General features: G+C 69.6%; 17 protein-coding genes. 7 read left to right on the top strand and 10 right to left on the bottom strand.

Translation table 11 applies throughout. The features are described from left to right. Nucleotides 1-357 precede the first annotated feature (357 nt). The 6 genes from ACMGDM_RS02420 to ACMGDM_RS02395 form a co-directional block, all read right to left on the bottom strand. Nucleotides 358-1,170, bottom strand: a complete 813-nt coding sequence (locus tag ACMGDM_RS02420) for a tryptophan 2,3-dioxygenase (RefSeq protein ID WP_436802544.1) — start codon at nucleotides 1,168-1,170, stop codon at nucleotides 358-360. Then, complete coding sequence (gene kynU / locus ACMGDM_RS02415) at nucleotides 1,170-2,363, bottom strand: kynureninase (RefSeq protein ID WP_436802543.1); 1,194 nt, start codon at nucleotides 2,361-2,363, stop codon at nucleotides 1,170-1,172. The genes ACMGDM_RS02420 and kynU overlap by 1 nt, the downstream gene beginning before the upstream one ends. Nucleotides 2,364-2,665: 302 nt before the next feature. Further along, on the bottom strand, nucleotides 2,666-4,210 hold the full coding sequence (locus ACMGDM_RS02410; RefSeq protein WP_436802542.1) for a DHA2 family efflux MFS transporter permease subunit: 1,545 nt from the start codon (nucleotides 4,208-4,210) through the stop codon (nucleotides 2,666-2,668). Nucleotides 4,211-4,522: 312 nt separating this feature from the next. Beyond that, on the bottom strand, nucleotides 4,523-5,710 hold the full coding sequence (locus ACMGDM_RS02405; RefSeq protein WP_436802541.1) for an HlyD family secretion protein: 1,188 nt from the start codon (nucleotides 5,708-5,710) through the stop codon (nucleotides 4,523-4,525). Beyond that, a complete protein-coding gene (locus ACMGDM_RS02400; protein WP_436802540.1) occupies nucleotides 5,707-7,140 on the bottom strand; it encodes an efflux transporter outer membrane subunit in 1,434 nt (477 codons plus the stop codon). Before ACMGDM_RS02400 ends, ACMGDM_RS02405 begins: the two co-directional genes overlap by 4 nt. Continuing rightward, nucleotides 7,128-7,592: a MarR family winged helix-turn-helix transcriptional regulator gene (locus tag ACMGDM_RS02395; RefSeq protein WP_436802539.1), complete on the bottom strand. Its 465-nt coding sequence runs from the start codon at nucleotides 7,590-7,592 to the stop codon at nucleotides 7,128-7,130. Before ACMGDM_RS02395 ends, ACMGDM_RS02400 begins: the two co-directional genes overlap by 13 nt. A gap of 129 nt (nucleotides 7,593-7,721) precedes the next feature. Between ACMGDM_RS02395 and ACMGDM_RS02390 the strand changes: the two genes are divergently transcribed. Together ACMGDM_RS02390 and ACMGDM_RS02385 are read left to right on the top strand one after the other, a co-directional pair. Continuing rightward, on the top strand, nucleotides 7,722-10,592 hold the full coding sequence (locus ACMGDM_RS02390) for a M16 family metallopeptidase (protein ID WP_436802538.1): 2,871 nt from the start codon (nucleotides 7,722-7,724) through the stop codon (nucleotides 10,590-10,592). Nucleotides 10,593-10,602: 10 nt separating this feature from the next. Next, the gene (locus tag ACMGDM_RS02385) at nucleotides 10,603-10,902 is read left to right on the top strand and encodes a hypothetical protein (RefSeq protein WP_436802537.1); all 300 of its coding nucleotides are present in this window, start codon (nucleotides 10,603-10,605) and stop codon (nucleotides 10,900-10,902) included. A gap of 111 nt (nucleotides 10,903-11,013) precedes the next feature. On the opposite strand, the gene ACMGDM_RS02380 is transcribed toward ACMGDM_RS02385, so the two are convergent. Beyond that, a complete protein-coding gene (locus ACMGDM_RS02380) occupies nucleotides 11,014-12,150 on the bottom strand; it encodes an AI-2E family transporter (protein WP_436802536.1) in 1,137 nt (378 codons plus the stop codon). A gap of 168 nt (nucleotides 12,151-12,318) precedes the next feature. On the opposite strand from ACMGDM_RS02380, the gene ACMGDM_RS02375 reads away from it, so the two are divergent. Further along, nucleotides 12,319-12,930 carry an MSMEG_1061 family FMN-dependent PPOX-type flavoprotein gene (locus ACMGDM_RS02375; protein WP_436802535.1) on the top strand — a complete coding sequence of 204 codons (612 nt, stop codon included), beginning with the start codon at nucleotides 12,319-12,321 and terminating at the stop codon, nucleotides 12,928-12,930. 35 nt (nucleotides 12,931-12,965) lie between these two features. Here ACMGDM_RS02375 and ACMGDM_RS02370 read toward each other — a convergent pair whose 3' ends face one another. From ACMGDM_RS02370 to ACMGDM_RS02360, 3 genes are all read right to left on the bottom strand, one after another. Then, a complete protein-coding gene (locus tag ACMGDM_RS02370) occupies nucleotides 12,966-14,039 on the bottom strand; it encodes a 5-(carboxyamino)imidazole ribonucleotide synthase (protein ID WP_436802534.1) in 1,074 nt (357 codons plus the stop codon). Beyond that, the gene (purE, locus tag ACMGDM_RS02365; protein ID WP_436802533.1) at nucleotides 14,036-14,491 is read right to left on the bottom strand and encodes a 5-(carboxyamino)imidazole ribonucleotide mutase; all 456 of its coding nucleotides are present in this window, start codon (nucleotides 14,489-14,491) and stop codon (nucleotides 14,036-14,038) included. Before purE ends, ACMGDM_RS02370 begins: the two co-directional genes overlap by 4 nt. 78 nt (nucleotides 14,492-14,569) lie before the next feature. After that, nucleotides 14,570-15,568: an LLM class flavin-dependent oxidoreductase gene (locus tag ACMGDM_RS02360; protein ID WP_436802532.1), complete on the bottom strand. Its 999-nt coding sequence runs from the start codon at nucleotides 15,566-15,568 to the stop codon at nucleotides 14,570-14,572. Nucleotides 15,569-15,836: 268 nt separating this feature from the next. Here ACMGDM_RS02360 and ACMGDM_RS02355 point away from each other — a divergent pair, with 268 nt between their 5' ends. From ACMGDM_RS02355 to glpX, 4 genes are all read left to right on the top strand, one after another. Beyond that, a complete protein-coding gene (locus tag ACMGDM_RS02355) occupies nucleotides 15,837-16,502 on the top strand; it encodes a pyrimidine 5'-nucleotidase (protein WP_436802531.1) in 666 nt (221 codons plus the stop codon). Then, nucleotides 16,499-17,326: a 2,3,4,5-tetrahydropyridine-2,6-dicarboxylate N-succinyltransferase gene (gene dapD, locus ACMGDM_RS02350; RefSeq protein WP_436802530.1), complete on the top strand. Its 828-nt coding sequence runs from the start codon at nucleotides 16,499-16,501 to the stop codon at nucleotides 17,324-17,326. Before ACMGDM_RS02355 ends, dapD begins: the two co-directional genes overlap by 4 nt. 81 nt (nucleotides 17,327-17,407) lie before the next feature. Next, nucleotides 17,408-18,703: a carbohydrate porin gene (locus ACMGDM_RS02345; protein WP_436802529.1), complete on the top strand. Its 1,296-nt coding sequence runs from the start codon at nucleotides 17,408-17,410 to the stop codon at nucleotides 18,701-18,703. Between the two features lie 176 nt (nucleotides 18,704-18,879). Next, nucleotides 18,880-19,845, top strand: coding sequence for a class II fructose-bisphosphatase (gene glpX, locus ACMGDM_RS02340; RefSeq protein WP_436802528.1), 966 nt, complete (start codon nucleotides 18,880-18,882; stop codon nucleotides 19,843-19,845). Nucleotides 19,846-19,849 lie beyond the last annotated feature (4 nt).

The following is a 19,849-nucleotide window of genomic DNA, read 5'->3' as shown; positions in this document are numbered from 1 at the left end:
CGCGGGCGTAGGACGGAACCGACCGAAGTGCATCCCCCGCGACGGCGCTCCTGCGACCCTCGCGCCCATCCCTTACCTTCTACCACCCCGGCGAACGCCGGGGTCCAGGTGCGAAGGCGGTTGTGGGTCTCACCGGCGTGCCCCGACTGGCATCGGCATTCGCGAGACCTTCGCAACACCCTCTCGTCATCCCGGACTTGTTCCGGCATCCACCGTCCCGCGAACTCATCGCGAGTTGCTCTCGCGGTGAAGTGGATCCCGGAACAAGTCCGGGATGACGGAAGATGAGGAACGTTCCGCGACTTTCACAAAGGTCTCGCGTTCGCGGGGTGGTAGCAGAAGTGGCGAGCCCCCCCCTCACAACCGCGTGCGCACCTGCCACAGCTCGGGGAACAGCTCGACCTCGAGCATCTTGCGCAGGTAAGCGACGCCCGCGGTGCCGCCGGTGCCGCGCTTCAGCCCGATCACGCGCTCCACCGTGGTGACGTGGTTGAAGCGCCAGCGCCGGAAATAATCCTCCAGGTCGACGAGCTTCTCCGCCAGCTCGTAGAGCGGCCAGTGCGTCTCGGGCGAGCGATACACCTGCTCCCACGCACCCACCACCGCTTCGCTCGCGACGTGTGGCGCGCGCCAGTCGCGCGCAGGGTCGGCGAGCAGCCCGGCGGCGTGGAGGCGGACCAGCGCGGCGTCGTAGATGCTCGGCGCGGCGAGGATCGCCTCAAGCCGCGCGAGCGTCGGCGCGCGGTGTCGGTGCGGCCCGAGCGTCGCCGAGACGCGGTTGCCGCACAGATATTCCACCGCACGATACTGCCACGACTGGAACCCCGACGACTGACCCAGCGCGTCGCGGAAGGTGGTATAGTCGGACGGCGTCATCGTCCGCAGCACGTCCCAGGCGCCGTTGAGCTGCTCCAGGATTCGCGCCACGCGCGCGAGCAGCTTGAACGCTTGCGGCAGCCGATCGGCCAGGATCGCGTCGCGCGCGCTCTCCAGCTCGTGCACTGCCAGCTTCATCCACAATTCGCTGGTCTGGTGCTGGATAATGAACAGCAGCTCGTCATGCGCGTCGCTCAGCGGGTGCTGCGCCTCGAGCACGCGGTCGAGCGCTAGATAGTCGCCATAGCCCATGCGCTCGGCGAAGTTCAGCTCGGCGTCGTGATGCTCGCTCATCACGTCACCGCGGCACGGGCGTGATGCTCGGGACGGTTCCAGGCGTTCGTCACGAGGATATCGGCAAGGATATCGACCGCGCGCACTACCTCCTCCTCGCCGAGGTAGAGCGGCGTGAAGCCGAAGCGCAGCAAATCGGGCGCGCGCACATCGCCGATCACGCCGCGCTCGATCAGCGCCTGCATCACCGCATAGGCCTGCGGGTGCGCGAAACTCACCTGGCTGCCGCGCGCGTGCGGGTCGCGCGGCGAGGCGAGCGTGAGCTGCGGGCAGCGCGCCTCCACCTCGGCGATGAAGCGCTGCGACAGGCGGATCGAGGCAGCGCGCAGGTCGGCCATGTCGACCCCGTCCCAGACGTCGAGCGCGGCGTCGAGCACCGAGAGCGCGATCACCGGCGGCGTGCCGATCCGCATCCGCTCCACGCCGGGTGCGGGCGAATAGCCGCGCTCGAACGCGAAGGGTGCGCGATGGCCGAGCCAGCCGCTCAGGATTGGACGCGCGGTCTCGGCGTGGCGCGGCGCGAGGTAGAGGAAGGCGGGGGCGCCGGGGCCGCCGTTGAGATATTTATAGGTGCAGCCGACGGCAAAGTCAGCGTTCGCGCCGGCGAGATCGACTGGCAGCGCCCCGGCGGAATGCGCCAGGTCCCACAAAGCGATCGCGCCGGCGGTGTGCGCGCGGGTGGTGAGCGCGCGCATGTCGTGGAGGCGACCGGTGCGATAGTCGACCTCGGTCAGCATCGTCACCGCGACGCTGTCGTCGATCGCGTCGGCTACGTCCTCGGGGGCGACGACGCGCAGTTCATGCCCCTGGCCGAGCGAGTCGAGCAGCGACTGCGCGATGTAGAGGTCGCTCGGGAAATTGCCGCTGTCGCTCAGTACCACGCGGCGGTCAGGACGGAGCGCAACTGCCGCGGCGAGCGCCTGGAACAGCTTGATCGAGAGCGTGTCGCCGGTGATCACGCTGCCCGCGGGCGCGCCGACCAGCCGCGCGATACGGTCGCCGACACGCGTCGGCAGCGCCATCCACTCGCAGTCGTTCCAGCCGCGGATCAGCCGCTCGCCCCATTGCTCGCGGATCACCGCGGCGGCGCGCGTCTCGGCCGCGCGTGGCAGCGGGCCGAGCGAGTTGCCGTCGAGATAGATCACGCCCGGCGGCAGATGGAACAGCGCGCGGGTGGCGGCGAAGTCGGTCATGTCCGCGTCTTAGCGCGCGGGACAGAGCGGGCCAATCGTCCCGCGCTCGGCGCCCGCTCCGCGCTCGCCACCGCCCCGGCCGGCGCCGGCGTCCAGTTGGGGGACGATGGTGAGACCCACGACGGCCTTCGCAACTGGACCCCGGCGTTCGCCGGAATGGCAAGAGGAATGGGGAGGGCCGATGTCAGCACGCCCCCTCTCATCGTTCCCCGGCGAAGGCCGGGGCCCAGTCGGGATAGCGGGAGTGGGTCTCACCAGCGTCTCCCATCTGGGCCCCGGCCTCCGCCGGGGCACCGGCGCCCTCAGTCCGCCGCGACCGGACCTGACGGCGCGCTCGGCCGGCGGCAGGTCCACACCAGCAGGATCAACCCCGCCGCGAGCCACGCGGAAAGGCGGAACAGGTCGACCGAGGCGAGCAGATAAGCCTGCCCCACCATCTGGCGCGTCACCGCCGCGGCGGCCTGCTGCGCGCTCATCCCCATGCGCTGCATCTGCTCGGCCGCCATCTGGTACGGCATGCCGTTGCCGATCGCCTCGGCGAGCCGGCTCTGATGGAGCGCCTCGCGCCGGTCCCACGCGGTCGAGATCAGCGAGGCGGCGAACCCGCCCGCGGTGATGCGGCAGAAATTCGAGATGCCGGTTGCGGAGGGCAGCCGCTGCGGCGGGATCTTGTCGAGCGAGATCGTCAGCATCGCGAGGAAGAAGGTGCTCATCGACACGCCCTGAACGAGCAGCGGCAGAACGAGGTCGCCGAAGGTCGCCTGCGCGGTATAGCCGGATCGCATCCAATAACTGATCGCGAAGCCGCCGAAGGCGACGGTGGCGATCAGGCGTGCGTCGACCTTGCCCGAGAGTCTCGCCACCAGCGGCGTCAGCGCCACCGCCACCACCCCGCTCGGCGCCGCGACCAGCCCGGCCCAGGTCGCGGTATAGCCCAGCTGAGTCTGGAGCCAGAGCGGCAGGATCAGGATGTTGGCGAAGAACACCGCATAACCGAGCGAAAAGCACAGGTTGCCGATCCAGAAGTTGCGGCGCGCGAACAACGTCAGGTCCACCGTCGGATTGGCGTCGGTCAGCTCCCAGATCACCCAGGCGACGAAGGCGACCGCTGCGGTGATGGTCAGCACCACGATCAGCGGATCGTTGAACCAGTCGGCGTTCTTGCCAAGGTCGAGCATCACCTGGAGCGAGCCGACCCACAGCACCAGCAGCCCGAGCCCGACCGTGTCGATCGGCAGCTTCATCGTCGGCGTCTCGCGGCTGCGCAGGTTGAACCAGCACACCAGCGCCGTGACGACGCCGAACGGCACGTTGATCAGGAAGATCCACGACCAATGGTAATTGTCGGAGATGTAGCCGCCGAGGATCGGGCCCATGATCGGCGCCACCAAGGTGGTCATCGACCAGATGCCGAGCGCGGTGGAGCGTTTGTCGTGCGGGAAGATCGAAATCAGCAGCGCCTGGCTGCCCGGCATCATCGGCCCAGAGACGGCGCCCTGGAGCACGCGGAAGATGATGAGCGAGGGCAGGTCCCACGCCACGCCGCACAGGAAGGAGGCAATGGTGAACAGCACCACCGAGGTGCAGAACACGCGCACCACGCCGAAGCGCCGCATCAGCCAGCCGGTCAGCGGCACCGCGACGCCATTGGCGACCGCGAAGGCGGTGACCACCCAAGTGGAATTGTCGCTCGACACGCCGAGATTGCCCGCGATCGTGGGCAGCGACACGTTGGCGATGGTGCTGTCGAGCACCATCATGAAGGTGCCGAGCGCCAGCGCGAAGGCGGTGACGCCGAGCTGGACGCCGCTCAGCGGCGCCTGTTCCTGCGGCGCGCCGCTAGCCATGATGGGGGTGCCTCAACCGTGTTCCTGTGAACGCAGGAAGCTTGAATGACGAACGCCGAGGGGCGCGGCCGATGATCGCGGCACGGGAGGAAGCGTGGTCCCACTCGCCACCGTCATCCCGGACTTGGTCCGGGATCCACCCGTCCGCGTGTCCAGCCGGCGTGGGGCTCGTGGCACGCTGGCTTCCGGAACCAGTCCGGGATGACGAAGACGGGGAAGCAAGCAGATCATGCCGTCGTCCCGCGCTCACCGGGGCGGAGACGCGCGGGAACAGCAGCGCGGTCGCTACCCCGAGCCGCTCCGCGACGCCGCTCACCGGTTGGCCGCCACGATGCGGCGGATCTCCGCCTCGACCTTCGGATCGGTGCCGACATTGGTGTTACCGCGGTAAGGCGACGCCGCGGTCTGCGCGAGCCGCGCGCCGCGCTGGTCGGCGGTGTCGACGGTGACGTTGACCGACAGGCCGACACGCAGCGGATTGGCGCGCAGTTCGCGCGGGTCAAGCGCGATCCGCACCGGCACGCGCTGAACGATCTTGATCCAATTGCCGCTGGCGTTCTGGGGCGGGAGCAGCGCGAAGGCGTTGCCGCTGCCTGCGGCGAGCCCGACCACGCGGCCGTGATAGACAATGTCGCCGCCGTACATGTCCGCGGTGAGCTTCACCGGTTGGCCGATGCGCAGGTCCTTGAGCTGGGTCTCGCGGAAATTGGCATCGACCCACAAACGGTCGAGCGGCACGATCGCCATCAGCGGCGTGCCCGCGTTAACCTGCTGGCCGACCTGCACAGTGCGCTGCGCCACCACGCCCGCGATCGGCGCGATCACGTGCATGTGGCCGCGCGCCACCGCGGCGCGGCGATAATTGGCGATCGCGGCGAGCACCGCGGGGTTGGTGTTGACGTCGGTGCCCTGCACCGCGCTCTGCGCCTGGCGGCGCTGCTCGCGCGCGAGCCGCAGGTTGGCGGTCGCCACCTTCACCGCGTCGGCGGCGTGGCTCAGCTCCTCGCCCGAGATCGCGCCCTGCTGCGCGGCGCCGCGGCGGCGCGCATAATCGTCGCGCGCGCGGTTGAGCTCGGCCTCGGCCTGGACGATCCCGGCGTCGGACTGGCCCACGCGCGTGAAGTCGGCGCGCGTCGAGCGCACGGCGCGGGCTAGCTCAGCGGCCGCGGCGGCGACGTTGACGTCGGCGGTGGTGGGGTCGAGGTCGATCAGCGGCTGGCCCGCGGTGACCGACTGGGTGTTGTCGGCGTGGAGCTGCGTCACCGTGCCGGGATCGCGCGCGGTGATCGCCACCACATCGCCCGCTACATAAGCGTCGTCGGTCTCCTCCTCCGGTGGTGCGAAGAAGAAGTGCATAGTCGCCCAGATGATCAGCACCACCAGCAGCACCGCGCCGAGGATCAGGAAGGCGCGGCGGCGCGCCTTCGGCTTACCCGCGGGCGTGGGTGTGGGCGTCGGGGCGGGAGCGGGCGACGGCGTAGGGGCGGCGGTGTCGGTCATCGGGACAGGTCCTGGGCGCCGGTGGCGGGAAGGGGGGTGGCGGGCGTCGGCAGCGCGAAGCCGCCGCCGAGCGCAGTGGCGAGTTGCGCGCGCGCCGCGAGCGAGTCGATCGCGAGATTGGCGTCGGCCAGCTCGGCGTCGAGCAGGCGGATGTCGGTGTTCACGAGGTCGAGCCGGCTCGACAGCCCGCTCTGCACGCGCACGCCGTTGAGCCGGTTGGTCTCGGCGAGTCCGGTCACCACCTCGCGCTGGCGCACGCGCGCGGCGTCGGCGGCCTGGACGCGCGCGATCGCGTCGGCGGCGTCGCGCGCGGCGGCGACGACCGACTCATTGTACTGCGCGGTGGCGACGTCGACCGCGGCGGTGGCGCCGCGCAGCTCGGCAGTGCGCCGCCCGCTGTCGAACAGCGGCAGATGGATGGCGGCGCCGCCGCCCGCGATCCCCGACGACAGGTCGACGAAATTGCCGAAGCCGATCGCCTGCAGCCCGACCAAGGCCGAGAGGTTGATGTTAGGGTAGAAAGCGCGGCGCGCGACCTGGCGCTGCGCCGCGGCGGCGGCGATCCGCGCCTGCGCCGCGGCGACGTCGGGCCGGCGCGCGAGCAGGTCGGCGGGCAGTGTCGCCGGCACCGGCAGCGCCGCATCGGCGGCGAGCCGGGTGGGCTGGAGCGCGCGGGCATAGTCGCCGCCGCGCCCTGCCAGCGCCGCGAGCGCGTCGGCGGCGATAGCGCGCGCGCCCTGCGCCTGCACCAGCGCGAGCCGCGCCTGCGACACGAGCGTCTGCGCCGCCGTGATGTCGATGCGGCTGGCGAGCCGATTGCGCTCGCGCACCTCGACCAGCCCGAGCGACTGCTGCCGCGTCGCGATGGTGCGCTCGGCGATCGCAGCCTGGCGCTCGGCGCGCGCGAGTTCGACATAGCTCTGCACCACCGCGCCGGCGAGCATCAGCCGCGCAGCGGCGCGGTCATATTCGGCCGCCTGGAGCTGCGCCGCGGCGCCCGCGATCGCGGCCTTCTGCCGGCCGAACAGGTCGAGGTTCCAGTTGAGTCCGGCCTGCCCGGTGCCGAGCGCGCGCACCGTGCCCGCGAAGGGCGGGGGAATGATATAGTTGCTCGACAGCCGCTGGCCCTGGACGTTGACGTCGAGCGCGGCATCGGGGCGCAATTCCGCGTCCTGACGAGCCAACGCGGCCTGCGCCTGACGGACGCGCGCCGCGGCGGCGTCGAGCGAGGGATTGCCCGCGAGCGCGTCGGCGACGAGGCGGTCGAGCTGCGGGTCACCGATCGCGCTCCACCAGTCGGGCGCGAGCGTCACCGACGGGCCGGCGAGCGCGAGGTCGGGCGCGGTCTTGGCGACCGTCACCGGCGGCGAGCCGGGGACCGCGCAGGCGCTGGCGAGCAGCGCGGCGGCGAGCGGGATCAGTCGGCGCATGCGTCGTTTTCCTCCAGCGTCTGGCGCAGCTTGCGAAGCTGCGCGAGGAACTGCTCGACCTCGGTGGTGCTCCAGTCGGCGAGATGACGGTTCCAGCACTCGATTGCCTTGTCGCGGCAGCGCATCGCGGCGTCGCGCCCCGCCTCGGTCAACGCCAGGTTGACGACGCGGCGATCGTCCTCGCTGCGCGTGCGCTCGACCAACCCGCGTGCCTCGAACACGTCGATCATGCGGGTCATCGCGCCTTTGTCATAGGTCAGGTCGCGCGCCAGCGAGGCGCAGGTCGCGTCCGGGTCGAGGTGGATGGTGAGCAACGTCGACCATTGCGAGGCGGTCAGCTCCTCCTCGGCGAAGGTCCGATCGAGCAGCGCCAGATTGAGCTGGTTGCACCGCTTGATCAGATAGCCCGCCGAGTCATCGGGCATGAAATTGTCACGATTGTAGAACGACATTCTGTTGCCTTAGCAACCATTGCCGGCGCAGTCAATATTTGTATCGTCATGTTGCTGGGCGCGGCGCTTGCGAGTGGTCGCCGGCCCGCTATGGTCGCCGCCGTCACCATCCCGCGGGAGCATCATCCGTTGACCTATCGTGCGTTCCTGGCGGCCGGCGCGGCGCTCGCGGTCCTCTCTGCTCCCGCCCACGCCCAGACACCCGTAGCCCGCTCCGGCGCGCCGCTGCCCGCCGCCGCCCCGGTGTCCGAGTTGGTCAAGGCGATCGACATCCCCTATCAGCAGTTCACGCTGAAGAACGGCTTGCGCGTGATCGTCCACACCGACCGCAAGGCGCCGATCGTCGCGGTCAGCGTCTGGTACGATGTCGGCTCCAAACACGAGCCGCAGGGCAAGACCGGCTTCGCGCATCTGTTCGAGCATCTGATGTTCAACGGCAGCGAGAACGCGCCGGGCGACTTCTTCGAGCCCCTCCAGCAGGTCGGCGCGACCGACTTCAACGGCACGACCTATTTCGACCGCACCAATTATTTCGAGACGGTGCCGACCGCCGCACTCGACCGCGCCTTGTTCCTCGAGTCGGACCGGATGGGCTACCTCACCGGCGCGATCACCCAGAGCGTACTCGACGAGCAGCGCGGCGTCGTCCAGAACGAGAAGCGCCAGGGCGACAACCAGCCCTACGGTCTGCTGCGCTACAAGGCGACCGAGGGGCTATTCCCCGCGAGTCACCCGTACGGCCACACCACGATTGGCTCGATGGCCGACCTCGACGCCGCCAGCCTCGCCGACGTGAAGGAGTGGTTCCGCAGCCATTACGGCCCCAACAACGCCGTCCTCGTGCTCGCCGGCGACGTCGACCTCGCCACCGCGCGGGCCAAGGTGGAGAAATATTTCGGCGCGATCGCGGCTGGCCCGAAGAGCGTCGCGCCGCCCGCGCCGGTGCCCTCGTCGCTGCCGGGCAAGGCCAGCGAGATCATGAAGGACCGCGTCGCCGCGACCTTGGTGATGAAGGAATGGGCGGTGCCGGGTCTCAACGATCGCGACGCGCCCGCGTTGGAGGTGGCGGCCGGCGTGCTCGGCGGGCTGGCCAGCTCGCGCTTCGACAATGTGCTGGTCAAGGGCGAGAAACTCGCGGTGCAGGTGTCGGCGGAATATGAGAGCTTCGCGCAGGTCGGCACCTTCCAGCTGATCGCCATGGTCAGGCCCGGCGTTGACGCAGCGCAGGTGCAGGCCCGGACGGACCAGCTCGTCGCCGACTTCATCAAGAACGGCCCCAGCACCGACGAGGTCGCGCGCTACGTCACAAGCACGGTCTCGTCGCGGATTGGCGGGCTCGAGGCGGTCGGTGGCTTCGGCGGCAAGGCGGTGGCGCTCGCCGAGGGTGCGCTCTACTCGGACGATCCCGGCTTCTACAAGAAGCAGCTTGCCGCACTCGCCGCGCAGACCCCCGCGAGTGTCCGGGCGGCCGCGGCCAAGTGGCTGACGCGGCCGGCCTATTCGCTCCAGATCGTCAACGGGCAGCGTGATGCTTATGCCGAGAGCAAGGTGCCGCCGCCCGCGCCGGTGAAGGAAGCGCCCGAGCAGCCGCCCAAGGGCACGCGCGGGCCGCTGCCCGACGTTGGCCCGATCGGCGCGCTCAGCTTCCCCAAGGTGGAGCGCACCCGGCTGTCGAACGGGATCGAGCTGGTCTACGCGCAGCGTACCATCGTGCCGATCACCCAGGCGGTGCTCAGCTTCGATGCGGGCATCGCCGCCGACGTCGACGACAAGCTTGGCACGCAGCAGCTGACGCTGGCGATGATGGACGAGGGGACGCGCGAACTGAACTCAATCCAGATCGCGGAAGCGCGCGAGCGGCTCGGCGCGTCGATCTCGAGCGGCAGCAGCGCGGACCGCACCACGCTCGGCCTGCGCGTGCCGAGCGCCAATCTCAACGCCGGCGCAGCATTATGGGCGAGCATCGCGCGCGAGCCCTCGTTCGCACCGGCCGAGCTCGGGCGCGTCAAGACGCAGCAGCTCACCGCGATCGCGCAGGAGCTGACCAGTCCCAATGGTCTCGCCCGGCGCGTGCTGCCCAAGCTGGTGTCGCCCGGCTCGCCCTACGCCAAGGCGCAGGGTTCGGGCGATCCCGCCGCGGTCGAGGCGCTGACCCGCGCCGACCTGCTCGCCTTCCGCCAGGCGTGGCTTCGACCCGACAAGGCCAAGATCTTCGTCGTCTCCGATCGTCCGCTCGCCGAGGTGAAGCAGGTGATGGAAGCGCGTTTCGGCGACTGGCGCGCCGCGGGGGTCGCCGGCGCTAAGACGTTCCCGGCGCAGATCACCTCGGTGAGCCCGCGCATCGTGCTGATCGATCGACCCGACAGCCCGCAGTCGCTCGTCACGGGCGGTGTGCAGACGGGGCTCAAGGGCACCGACGAGCTCCTGCCCGTCGAGGTCGGCAACGACGCGCTCGGCGGCAGCTTCCTGGGACGGCTCAACATGGACCTGCGCGAGGACAAGCATTGGTCCTACGGCGTCGGCGGCTATTTCAGCCGCAACGCCTTCGCCGCACCCTATGTCGTCTCCGCGCCGGTGCAGGCGGATCAGACCGGTCCGTCGCTCGCCGCGCTGCGCGCCGACATCGTGCAATATCTCACCGCCAAGCCGATGACACAGGCAGAGTTCGCGCGCGCGGTCAACGCGGGCACGCGCTCGCTCTCGGGTGATTTCGAGACGTCGGACAACGTGCTCGGCGCGATGCAGTCGAACGATCTCTATCGCCGGCCCGACGACTATTACGCGACGATCACGCAAAAGTATCGCGCGCTGACGCTGCCGCAGGTGACCGCGGCGACCAGAGCGGCGATCGACCCGAACAAGTTCGTCTGGGTGGTGGTGGGCGAGGCCGCCAAGGTGAAGCCTCAGCTTGACTCCTTGGGGTTGCCGGTGGAGGTCATGGCGGCATCCGCGGTCGCGGGCGCGTCGTCTGCGGCGGCTTCCCCGACCGCATCGAAGTGAGGAGAGCGTGATGGCCGGAGTCGACGGAACCTACGATTGCACCGTGAAGTCGCCGCTGGGCGACCAGAAGCTCACGCTGACGGTGACGTCGCAGGGCGACAGCTTCACTGGCCAGGCCTCGGGCGCGATGGGTGCGTCCGACGTGCAGGGCAAGGTCGACGGCAACACGCTGGCGTGGAAGCAGCAGATGACCTCGCCCATGCCGATGACGCTCGACATCGCCGCGACGGTGGACGGCGACACGATCACCGGCAGCGTCGGCGCGGGCGCGTTCGGCAGCTTCCCGCTCTCGGGCACGCGCGTGGGGTGAGGTGACTTGAGCCCCTCCGCTGTAGGGGCGCGAGGTCGGCCATGCCCCCGGCATGGCCTGAACAGCGTGGGGCGCTGTTCACCTCGCGCAGGGTTGGGGTGGGGCGTCTCCTCAGGCGCGCCGGTCTTGGTGAGACGGCGACGCCCCACCCCGGCCCTCCCCTGAAGGGGAGGGAGCATCGTCCGCAGCCCGCTGCGCCATTCGCTGCTCGGTCAGCATCTGCCAGCCGGTGATGAACAGCGCTCCCGCCAGCGGCCCGATAACGATCCCGCTGAGACCGACCAGGTCGATGCCCCCCAGCGTCGTCACCAATACCAGCCAATCGGGAATGCCGGTGTCGCGTCCCACCAGGATCGGGCGCAGGATATTGTCGGCGAGACCGATCACCAGCACGCCCGACAGGATCACCACCACGCCCTGCCAGATCGCGCCGGTGGCGAAGAGATAGAGTGCGACCGGTGCCCAGATGATCGCCGGCCCCACCGCGGGCAGCAGCGCGGCGATCGCCATCAGAATGCCCCAGAGCAGCGCCGCGGGCAGTCCGACGATCCAGAAGGTCACCGCGCCGAGCGCTCCCTGCACGATCGCCACCACGCCGGAGCCCTTGATCGTGGCGCGCACCACCGCGACGAACTTCTCCGCGAGCCGCGTCGCCACGTCTTGCTCGAGCGGCAGCGAACGTACCACCGCCGGGCCGATCCGGTCGCCGTCGCGTAACAGGAAGAAGGTGACATACAGCCCGACGCCGAACGCCAGCAGGAAGGCGGCGGCGTTGGCACCGATCGACAGCGCGCGGCGTGTCAGCGTGCTGGCGCTGTTGCTCACCGCGTTGCTGAGTTGTGCCTGCGCGCGCTCGAAGCTGGCGAACCCCGAGTGATCGAGCATGCCCTGGAGACGGCGCGGCAGCGCGTCATGCACCTGCTGGAAGTAGGTCGCGAAATTGATCTGGCCGCCGCGCAGCTGCGTGTAGACCCCCGCAGCCTGATCCACCACGAGGCTGCCGATGATCAAGGCGGGGATCACCACCGCCACGGTGATGATCAGCAGGGTGACCGCGGCAGCCATGTTGCGCCGGTCGGGCCAGCGCCGCAGCAGGCGCTGGTAGAGCGGCTGGAACAACAGCGCGGCGAGCGCCGCCCAGAGCAGCGCGCCAAGGAAGCTCGACACCACCGCCACGAGCGCGACGCTGATCAACAGCAGGAACAGGAGCAGTCCGCCATTCTCGACACGGCGCCGCGGGATCGTCATTCGCCAAACCTCGGAGAAGAAAAGATCGTTACGCGAGTGCAACCCGCCGCACGCCGCTTTGCTCCGCCGGGCGCAGCATCCAGCCACCGCCGAACCCCATCGTCGGTCAGCTGATGCTGGAGCCCCGCGCGGGTCGGGTTAGGAAGCAGGCCTCAGTCGGAGACATGCATGCCTGATCTCACCGCCGCTGACCTCGACCGCCTTTATGCGCCGCCCGCCGAGTCAATCCAGCGGGCGGTTCTGCCACGATTGGCCGACTTCCACGAAGCCTATCTCGCGCAGGCGACCTTCTTCTGCCTCGCTACGGGCCGCGCGGAGGGGCTGGACGCGTCGCCTCGCGGCGGGCCGCCGGGCTTCGTCAAGGTGCTCGATCCGGGACATGTCGCATTTGCCGATTGGCCGGGCAACAATCGCATCGAGACGTTGCGCAATCTGGTCGAGGACGAGCGCGTCGCGTTGCTGTTCCTGTCTCCGGGGCTCGACGTTTTCCTGCGCATCAACGGGCGCGGACGCGTGTCGGACGAGGCTGCCTTGCTCCAGCGGCGGAAAGAAGGGGACAAGCTACCAAAGACGGCGGTCGTCGTGATGATCAACGAAGTGCTGTTCCATTGCGGCAAGGCGCTCCATCGCGCGCGCTTGTGGTCGCCGGAGGCGCGGCTCGATCGCGCCAGCGTGCCGTCGATCGGGAAGATGAAGGCGGCGCTGAGCGGCAGCTCGCCGGCCGATGCGGCGCGGCTTGACGCAAACTATCGCGAGGCGATCCGAACGAATTTATATTGACGTCGCCGACCGGCCGGCCTGACGCCGCGTCGCGCTTAGCGGCCGATGCGGGTGACGTGCCCCATCTTGCGCCCGGCGCGGCTCTCGCGCTTGCCGTAGAGGTGGAGATAGGCGCCCGGCGTGGCGACGATCTCTGGCCAGCGCTCCCACTCGTCGCCGATCAGATTTTCCATCGTGATGTCCGCCGCGGTCAGCGCGGTGTCGCCGAGCGGTAGCCCGCAGATCGCGCGGACATGGTTGGCGAACTGTGAGGTCACAGCACCCTCGATCGTCCAATGGCCGCTGTTGTGGACGCGCGGCGCCATTTCGTTGAACACCGGGCCGTCCGCGCTCGCGAAATATTCGCAGGTGAGCACGCCAACATGGTCGAGCGCGTCGGCGATCCGTCCGGTGAGCGCGGCGGCCTCGGTCCACTGCCGCGCGATCTCGGGTGGGGCGGGAAGGGTGGAGCGGTGCAGGATGCCGTCGCGATGCTCGTTCCATGGCGGCGGATAGCTCGTCATCGTACCGTCCCGGCCGCGCACCAGCACGATCGAGAATTCGTGGCTGAACTCGACGAACGCCTCGAGCACGGCCGGGCCCCCGATCGTCTCCCAGGCCGCGTCGGCGTCGTCCGGAGAGGCGAGCCGCGCCTGGCCCTTGCCGTCATAGCCGAAGCGTGTCGTCTTGAGCACCGCGGGACAGCCGATCGTAGCGATGGCGGCGGCGAGCTCCTCGCGCGAGGCGACCGCCTGCCAGCGCGCCGGGCGACCGCCGACCTGCTCGACGAAGCTCTTCTCCTTGACGCGATCCTGCGCCACCGCGAGGCTCTTCGGTCCGGGGAAAACGGGAACGCGCTCGGCCAGCCACTCGACCGGGCCGGCGGCGACATTCTCGAACTCATAGGTGACGACGTCGACCTGCGCGGCGAAGTCGGCGAGCACCACCTTGTTGTGATAGTCCGCGCGCGTCAGCGACGAGGCAGTCTGCGCCGCGACGCTTTCGCGGTCGGGCGCGAGCACGTGGGTGCGATAGCCGAGATCGGCGGCGGCGCTGGCGATCATGCGGCCGAGCTGGCCGCCGCCCAGGATCCCGATCGTGCTGCCGGGCGGGATCGGCCAGTCGCTCATGCCGGCTCGTCCGCTACGCCGTCGGTCTGCTTGGTGCGCCACGCCTGCAACCGTCGCGACAAATCTGCGTCTTCGAGCGCCAGGATCGAGGCGGCGAGCAGTCCGGCGTTGATCGCGCCGGCCTTGCCGATCGCCAGCGTGCCCACCGGCACGCCGCCGGGCATCTGCACGATCGAGAGCAGGCTATCCATGCCCTTCAGCGCCTTGGATTCGACCGGCACCCCGAGCACGGGGAGGTGCGTCATCGCCGCTGCCATGCCGGGCAGGTGCGCCGCCCCACCCGCGCCGGCGACGATCACCTGGATGCCACGGGCGGCGGCGCCGGTCGCATAATCGTAGAGCCGCTGCGGGGTGCGATGCGCGGACACCACCTTGGTCTCGTGCACGATGCCGAGCGCGTCGAGCGTCTCGCTCGCGTGGCGCATCGTCTCCCAGTCGGAGGTAGACCCCATGATGATGCCGATGCGCGCCATCGCGTGCGGTTAGCGGCGCCGCGCGGGCAGGGCAAGGCCATGCGCACGCGGCGGCGATCACGCCGCGAGCTTCACCTCCGCCATCGCGTCCGCCGCCAGCGCGATCGAGCGGCGGCGCGCCTGATGGTCGTACACCGCGCTGGTGATCATGAGCTCGTCCACACCGGTGCGGGCGACGAAGGCGGCGATGCCGCGCGCGACCTCATCGCGTGTGCCGATCGCGCTCGCCGACAAGGCGTGATCGAGGATCGCGGCGTGCTGTGGCGGCAGCGAGGCGCGATAGCCCGGCACCGGCGGCTTCATGCGGCCGGGATTGCCGGTGCGCAGCGCGACGAACTGCTGCTGCTGCGAGCTGGCGATCAGCTCAGCCTCCTCGTGCGTGTCAGCGGCGAAGACGTTGAAGCCCGCCATGGCATAGGGCCGCTCCAGCGCCGCGGACGGGCGGAAGTCGCGCCGGTAGATCGCCAGCGCCTGGTCGAGCGCGTCGGGTGCGAAATGCGAGGCGAAGGCATAGGGCAGACCCAGCATTGCGGCGAGCTGCGCGCCGAACAGGCTGGAGCCGAGGATCCACATCTGCGGTGCGGCGCCGGCACCGGGCGTGGCGGTGATGCCGGTGCGGCCGTCGTCGGCGAAATAGCTCTGCAGCTCGACCACGTCGCGCGGGAACTCGTTGGCGTCGCTGCTGAGGTTGCGGCGCAGCGCGTGCGCGACCCGCTGGTCCGAGCCGGGGGCGCGGCCGAGACCGAGGTCGATGCGGCCGGGGAAGAGCGCGTCGAGCGTGCCGAACTGTTCGGCGATCTGGAGCGGCGCCGAATTGGGCAGCATGATGCCGCCCGCGCCGACGCGGATCGTGCTGGTCGCCTGGCCGACATGCGCGATCACCACCGCGGTCGCCGCCGAGGCGATCCCGGTCATGCCGTGATGCTCCGCGACCCAGTAGCGATTGTAGCCGAGCGCCTCGGCGTGCCGCGCGAGATCGGCGGCGTTACGGAGCGACTCCGCGACCGAGCCGGACTCGGTGACGGGGACGAGATCGAGCAGCGAGTAGAGCGTCATGAGTAACAGGTGGGGAGGCGGGAGACGCTTCGCCAGACGAATGTCGCTTGGCGCGGGCGAAGCGTGGCTTGGGGCACGAGCCGGGCGTTCCCTCGTCGCCGTGATCCCGGACTTGGTCCGGGATCACGGTGCCGCATACTCGCGGCGCGTTGCTCTCGCGGAAGGCTGGATCCCGGATCGGGTCCGGGATGACGGTGGAGGGAACGGCGTCCCGCCGAACAGCGCACGAGGGATGACGCGCCGCGGCAAAGCCACTACAGCCCCCGCCATGCTGCCAGCGCTCGCGCACATCGATACCTGGATCTTCGATCTCGACAACACGCTCTATCCGGCCAGCGCCGACCTGTTCGCGCTCATCGACCGGCGCATGACCGCCTTCGTCGCCGACCTGCTCGGGCTCGATGCGGTGGAGGCGCGGCGCGTGCAGAAGGATTATTTTCTCGGCCACGGCACCACGCTCGCCGGGCTGATGGCCAACCACGAGATCGATCCCGCCGCCTTTCTCGCTTATGTCCACGACATCGAGATGGACGCGCTGGAGGAGAACGCCCCGCTCGCTGCCGCGCTGGCGCGGCTGCCCGGGCGCAAACTGGTCTTCACCAACGGCGACAAGCCCTACGCGCTGAAGGTGCTCGATCGGCTCGGGCTCGGCGCCAGCTTCGAGGCGGTGCACGACATCACCGCGATGAATCTCGTGCCCAAGCCCGCGCCCGCCGCCTATCAGGGGCTGTGCGAGGCCTTCGGCATCGATCCCACACGCGCTTTGTTCGTCGAGGACATGGCGCGCAACCTCAGACCCGCCAAGGCGATCGGCATGGCGACGGTGTGGGTCGACAACGGGTCCGAGCAGGACCACGACGCCGACCGCTCCTACGTCGACTATCGCGTGACCGATCTCACCGCCTGGCTCGAGACCCTGCTGGAGACCCCATGACGACCGATCTCGCCGCCACCATCGACGCCGCCTGGGAGCAGCGTGCGGAACTGGGCCTTACCACCGCGGGCGAGATTCGCGTCGCGGTCGATCGCGCGCTAGCGCTGCTCGACGCGGGCGAGGCGCGCGTCGCCGAGCCCGACGGTGCCGGCGGCTGGCGCGTCAACCAATGGCTCAAGAAGGCGGTGCTGCTGAGCTTCCGCCTCAACGACAATGCGCTGATCGACAATGGTCCGGGCGCCGGTCACTGGTTTGACAAGGTGCCGAGCAAATTCTCTGGCTGGAGCGAGGCCGAGTTCCGCGGCGCCGGCTTCCGCGCGGTGCCGGGCAGCGTGGTGCGGCGCGGCGCCTTCGTCGGCAAAGGCGCGATCCTGATGCCCAGCTTCGTCAACATCGGCGCCTATGTCGGCGAAGGGACGATGGTCGACACCTGGGCGACGGTCGGCAGCTGCGCGCAGATCGGGCGCAACGTCCATCTCTCGGGCGGGGCGGGGATCGGTGGCGTGCTCGAGCCGCTTCAGGCGGATCCGGTGATCATCGGCGATGGCGCCTTCATCGGCGCGCGTGCCGAGGTGGCCGAGGGCGTGCGCGTCGGCGAGGGCGCGGTGCTGTCGATGGGGGTGTATCTGGGCGCGTCGACCAAGATCGTCGATCGCGAGACCGGTGAGATCTTCCGCGGTGAGGTGCCTCCCTTTGCGGTGGTGGTGCCCGGCTCGCTCGGCGGCGGCGACGGAAAGCCGGCGCTCTACTGCGCGGTGATCGTCAAGCGCGTCGACGCACAGACCCGCAGCAAGACCAGCATCAACGACTTGTTACGGGACTGACCCGCACAGGGGAGAAGCGACACACCATCGGCCGCGTAGCGCGCCGATCGTCCCATGATGGCTTCATAGAAGAAGCTGGGGATGCGCGTGGTCGTCGGGAAGAAAGTGGCGGTCATCGCCACGGGAATGTTTTGCCTGGGCACCGCGCAGGCGCAGCCCGCCTATACGGTCGCTGCGCCGCGGCGCGTGGCGGCCGGCTGCCATCACCGTGGGCCGGCCGCACGGCGCTGCCTGGGCGCGGTGACGCTGAACGCGCATTATGTCTCCGAGACCGCCTATAACCCGATCGGCGGCGCACATTCGCTGGTGCGCGAGGCGTCGCAGCTTTCCACCGGGGCGACCATCGACATGGAGCGGCTTGCCGGCGTGCGCGGCGCGACGGTCAGGACGACGCTGACGTGGCGGCGCGGACGCAGCCTCGGCCCGGCCGCCGACGTCCGTGTGCTACAACAGGTGCAGGAAGTATTCGGTCGCGGCAATGTCGTCCGGCTCACCCAGGCATGGTGGGAGCAGCGGCTCGGCGCAGGCGCGTCAATGAAGCTGGGGCGCACCCAGCCGGGCGACGACTTCGCCGTCTTCTCATGTGACTTCATGAATTTGGCGTTCTGCGGGGCGAGCCCCGGCGCGCTCGCCGGCGAATATTGGCAGAATTGGCCGATCGGCCAATGGGGCGGGCGTCTTCGCGTGGCAGCGGGGCGCGGCGGTTATGTCGCGGGCGGCGCCTATGAGATCAACCCGCGCAACCTCGATACCGGCTTCGCGCTGGCGCACTTCCATGGCGCCACCGGCGTGCTCGTGCCGGCCGAGATCGGTCTGGTCCGCGGTGGTGATGGTGAGAAAATGGGTACGTACAAGGTCGGCGGCTGGCTCGCGACCGCCGACGGCGACGACGTGCTGCTCGATCGCGATCACCAGCCCCGCGCGCTGACCGGCGCCGCGCCGCTTCGCCGCACAGGGCATCACGGCCTGTATCTATCGCTGCAGCAGCAGGTCTCGGGTGCGGCGGCGGGTGGCAAGGAAGTGTCGGGGCTTAGCCTGTTCTTCAAGGTCACCGAGCTCGACCGTGCCACAGCGCGAAACAGCAGCCAGGTGGCGCTCGGCCTGTTCTGCCACGAGCCGCTGCCGGGTCGCACCGGCGACGTGATCGGACTGGCGGTGGCGCGCACCGGGGTAAACCAGCGGCTCGCGCGCGGCGAGGCGCTGCTGAACGGCGCGACCCCGCGCGACGCTGAATATACCGGCGAACTGTATTACAACGTCCATCTCGCGCGCTGGCTCGACCTGCGCCCCAATCTGCAATGGGTGCATCAACCCGGTGGTGTGACTGCGGCGCACGATGTCGGGGTGATCGGCCTCAAGGCGTCAGTCGGTCTCTAGAAAGCAAGCCGCTTCGCGGCGGCTGGGGTCGGCACTACCGGATTAGTGCCATGGCCGCGTGGCTGACCTGACCTGTGTAGCCCGCGCATCAGCTGTTGAACATGTAAAACATTCTGCCTCGACAGCGTCATGCGCGCGCCGTATCGAAGAAGCATCACGTCGCAGGAAGGTAACTCATGCCGCAGCCCAGCAAGGTTCTCGACCGTGTCCTCGTGCTTGAGATGGTGCGGGTCACCGAAGCGGCGGCGATCGCCGCCTCGACGCTGACCGGGCGCGGCGACGAGAAGGCGGCGGACGCCGCGGCGGTGGAGGCGATGCGCGCCGCGCTCAACGAGCTCGACATGGACGGCACGGTCGTGATCGGCGAGGGCGAGCGCGACGAGGCGCCGATGCTCTACATCGGCGAGAAGGTGGGCAGCGGGCAGGGGCCCGCGATCGATATCGCGCTCGATCCGCTCGAGGGCACCACGATCTGCGCCAAGTCCGGGCCGAACAGCCTGGCAGTGCTGGCGATCGCGGAGGCGGGCGGACTGCTCAACGCGCCTGACGTCTATATGGACAAGCTCGCGGTCGGACCCGGCCTGCCGCCCGGCGTGATCGACCTCGATCGCACGCCGAGCGAGAACGTGCAGGCGATCGCCGCCGCCAAGGGCGTGCGCCCGCAGGACATCGTCGCCTGCGTGCTCGACCGCCCGCGGCACGAAGCGCTGATTGCCGAATTGCGCGGACTGGGCTGCGGCGTGGTGCTGATCGGGGACGGCGACGTCGCCGGAGTTATCGCGACGAGCGATCCGGACACGACGATCGACGTCTACATGGGCTCGGGTGGCGCGCCCGAGGGCGTGCTCGCCTGCGCCGCACTGCGCTGCGTCGGGGGTCAGTTCAAGGGGCGCCTGCTGTTCCGTAACGACGACGAGCGCGCCCGCGCGCGGCAATGGGGCATCGCCGATCTTGACCGTCAATATGACCTCAAGGATCTCGCTCGCGGTGACTGCATCTTCGCCGCGACCGGCGTGACCGACGGCTCGCTGCTGGAAGGGGTCAAGCGCCGGCGCGACAAGATGACGACCGAGAGCGTCGTCATGCGCGCCTCGTCGGGCACGGTGCGCTGGGTCAAGGGGGAGCACCGCCTCGATCGCTGACGCG

It is taken from the genome of Sphingomonas larreae, assembly GCF_051400595.1.
Classification (GTDB): Bacteria; Pseudomonadota; Alphaproteobacteria; order Sphingomonadales; family Sphingomonadaceae; genus Sphingomonas.
Note: the sequence above shows the minus strand (reverse complement) of the source record. Positions and strands in the feature narration are given on the sequence as shown.

Coding starts and splice junctions, on each gene's coding strand:
- ACMGDM_RS02380 (WP_436802536.1), bottom strand. CDS start 12,150: ATGACGATCCCGCGGCGCCGTGTCGAGAATGGCGGACTGCTCCTGTTC.
- purE (WP_436802533.1), bottom strand. CDS start 14,491: ATGGGGTCTACCTCCGACTGGGAGACGATGCGCCACGCGAGCGAGACG.
- ACMGDM_RS02385 (WP_436802537.1), top strand. CDS start 10,603: ATGGCCGGAGTCGACGGAACCTACGATTGCACCGTGAAGTCGCCGCTG.
- ACMGDM_RS02345 (WP_436802529.1), top strand. CDS start 17,408: ATGCGCGTGGTCGTCGGGAAGAAAGTGGCGGTCATCGCCACGGGAATG.
- ACMGDM_RS02375 (WP_436802535.1), top strand. CDS start 12,319: ATGCCTGATCTCACCGCCGCTGACCTCGACCGCCTTTATGCGCCGCCC.
- ACMGDM_RS02360 (WP_436802532.1), bottom strand. CDS start 15,568: ATGACGCTCTACTCGCTGCTCGATCTCGTCCCCGTCACCGAGTCCGGC.
- ACMGDM_RS02405 (WP_436802541.1), bottom strand. CDS start 5,710: ATGACCGACACCGCCGCCCCTACGCCGTCGCCCGCTCCCGCCCCGACG.
- kynU (WP_436802543.1), bottom strand. CDS start 2,363: ATGACCGACTTCGCCGCCACCCGCGCGCTGTTCCATCTGCCGCCGGGC.
- ACMGDM_RS02420 (WP_436802544.1), bottom strand. CDS start 1,170: ATGAGCGAGCATCACGACGCCGAGCTGAACTTCGCCGAGCGCATGGGC.
- ACMGDM_RS02400 (WP_436802540.1), bottom strand. CDS start 7,140: ATGCGCCGACTGATCCCGCTCGCCGCCGCGCTGCTCGCCAGCGCCTGC.
- ACMGDM_RS02410 (WP_436802542.1), bottom strand. CDS start 4,210: ATGGCTAGCGGCGCGCCGCAGGAACAGGCGCCGCTGAGCGGCGTCCAG.
- ACMGDM_RS02370 (WP_436802534.1), bottom strand. CDS start 14,039: ATGAGCGACTGGCCGATCCCGCCCGGCAGCACGATCGGGATCCTGGGC.
- glpX (WP_436802528.1), top strand. CDS start 18,880: ATGCCGCAGCCCAGCAAGGTTCTCGACCGTGTCCTCGTGCTTGAGATG.
- dapD (WP_436802530.1), top strand. CDS start 16,499: ATGACGACCGATCTCGCCGCCACCATCGACGCCGCCTGGGAGCAGCGT.
- ACMGDM_RS02395 (WP_436802539.1), bottom strand. CDS start 7,592: ATGTCGTTCTACAATCGTGACAATTTCATGCCCGATGACTCGGCGGGC.
- ACMGDM_RS02355 (WP_436802531.1), top strand. CDS start 15,837: ATGCTGCCAGCGCTCGCGCACATCGATACCTGGATCTTCGATCTCGAC.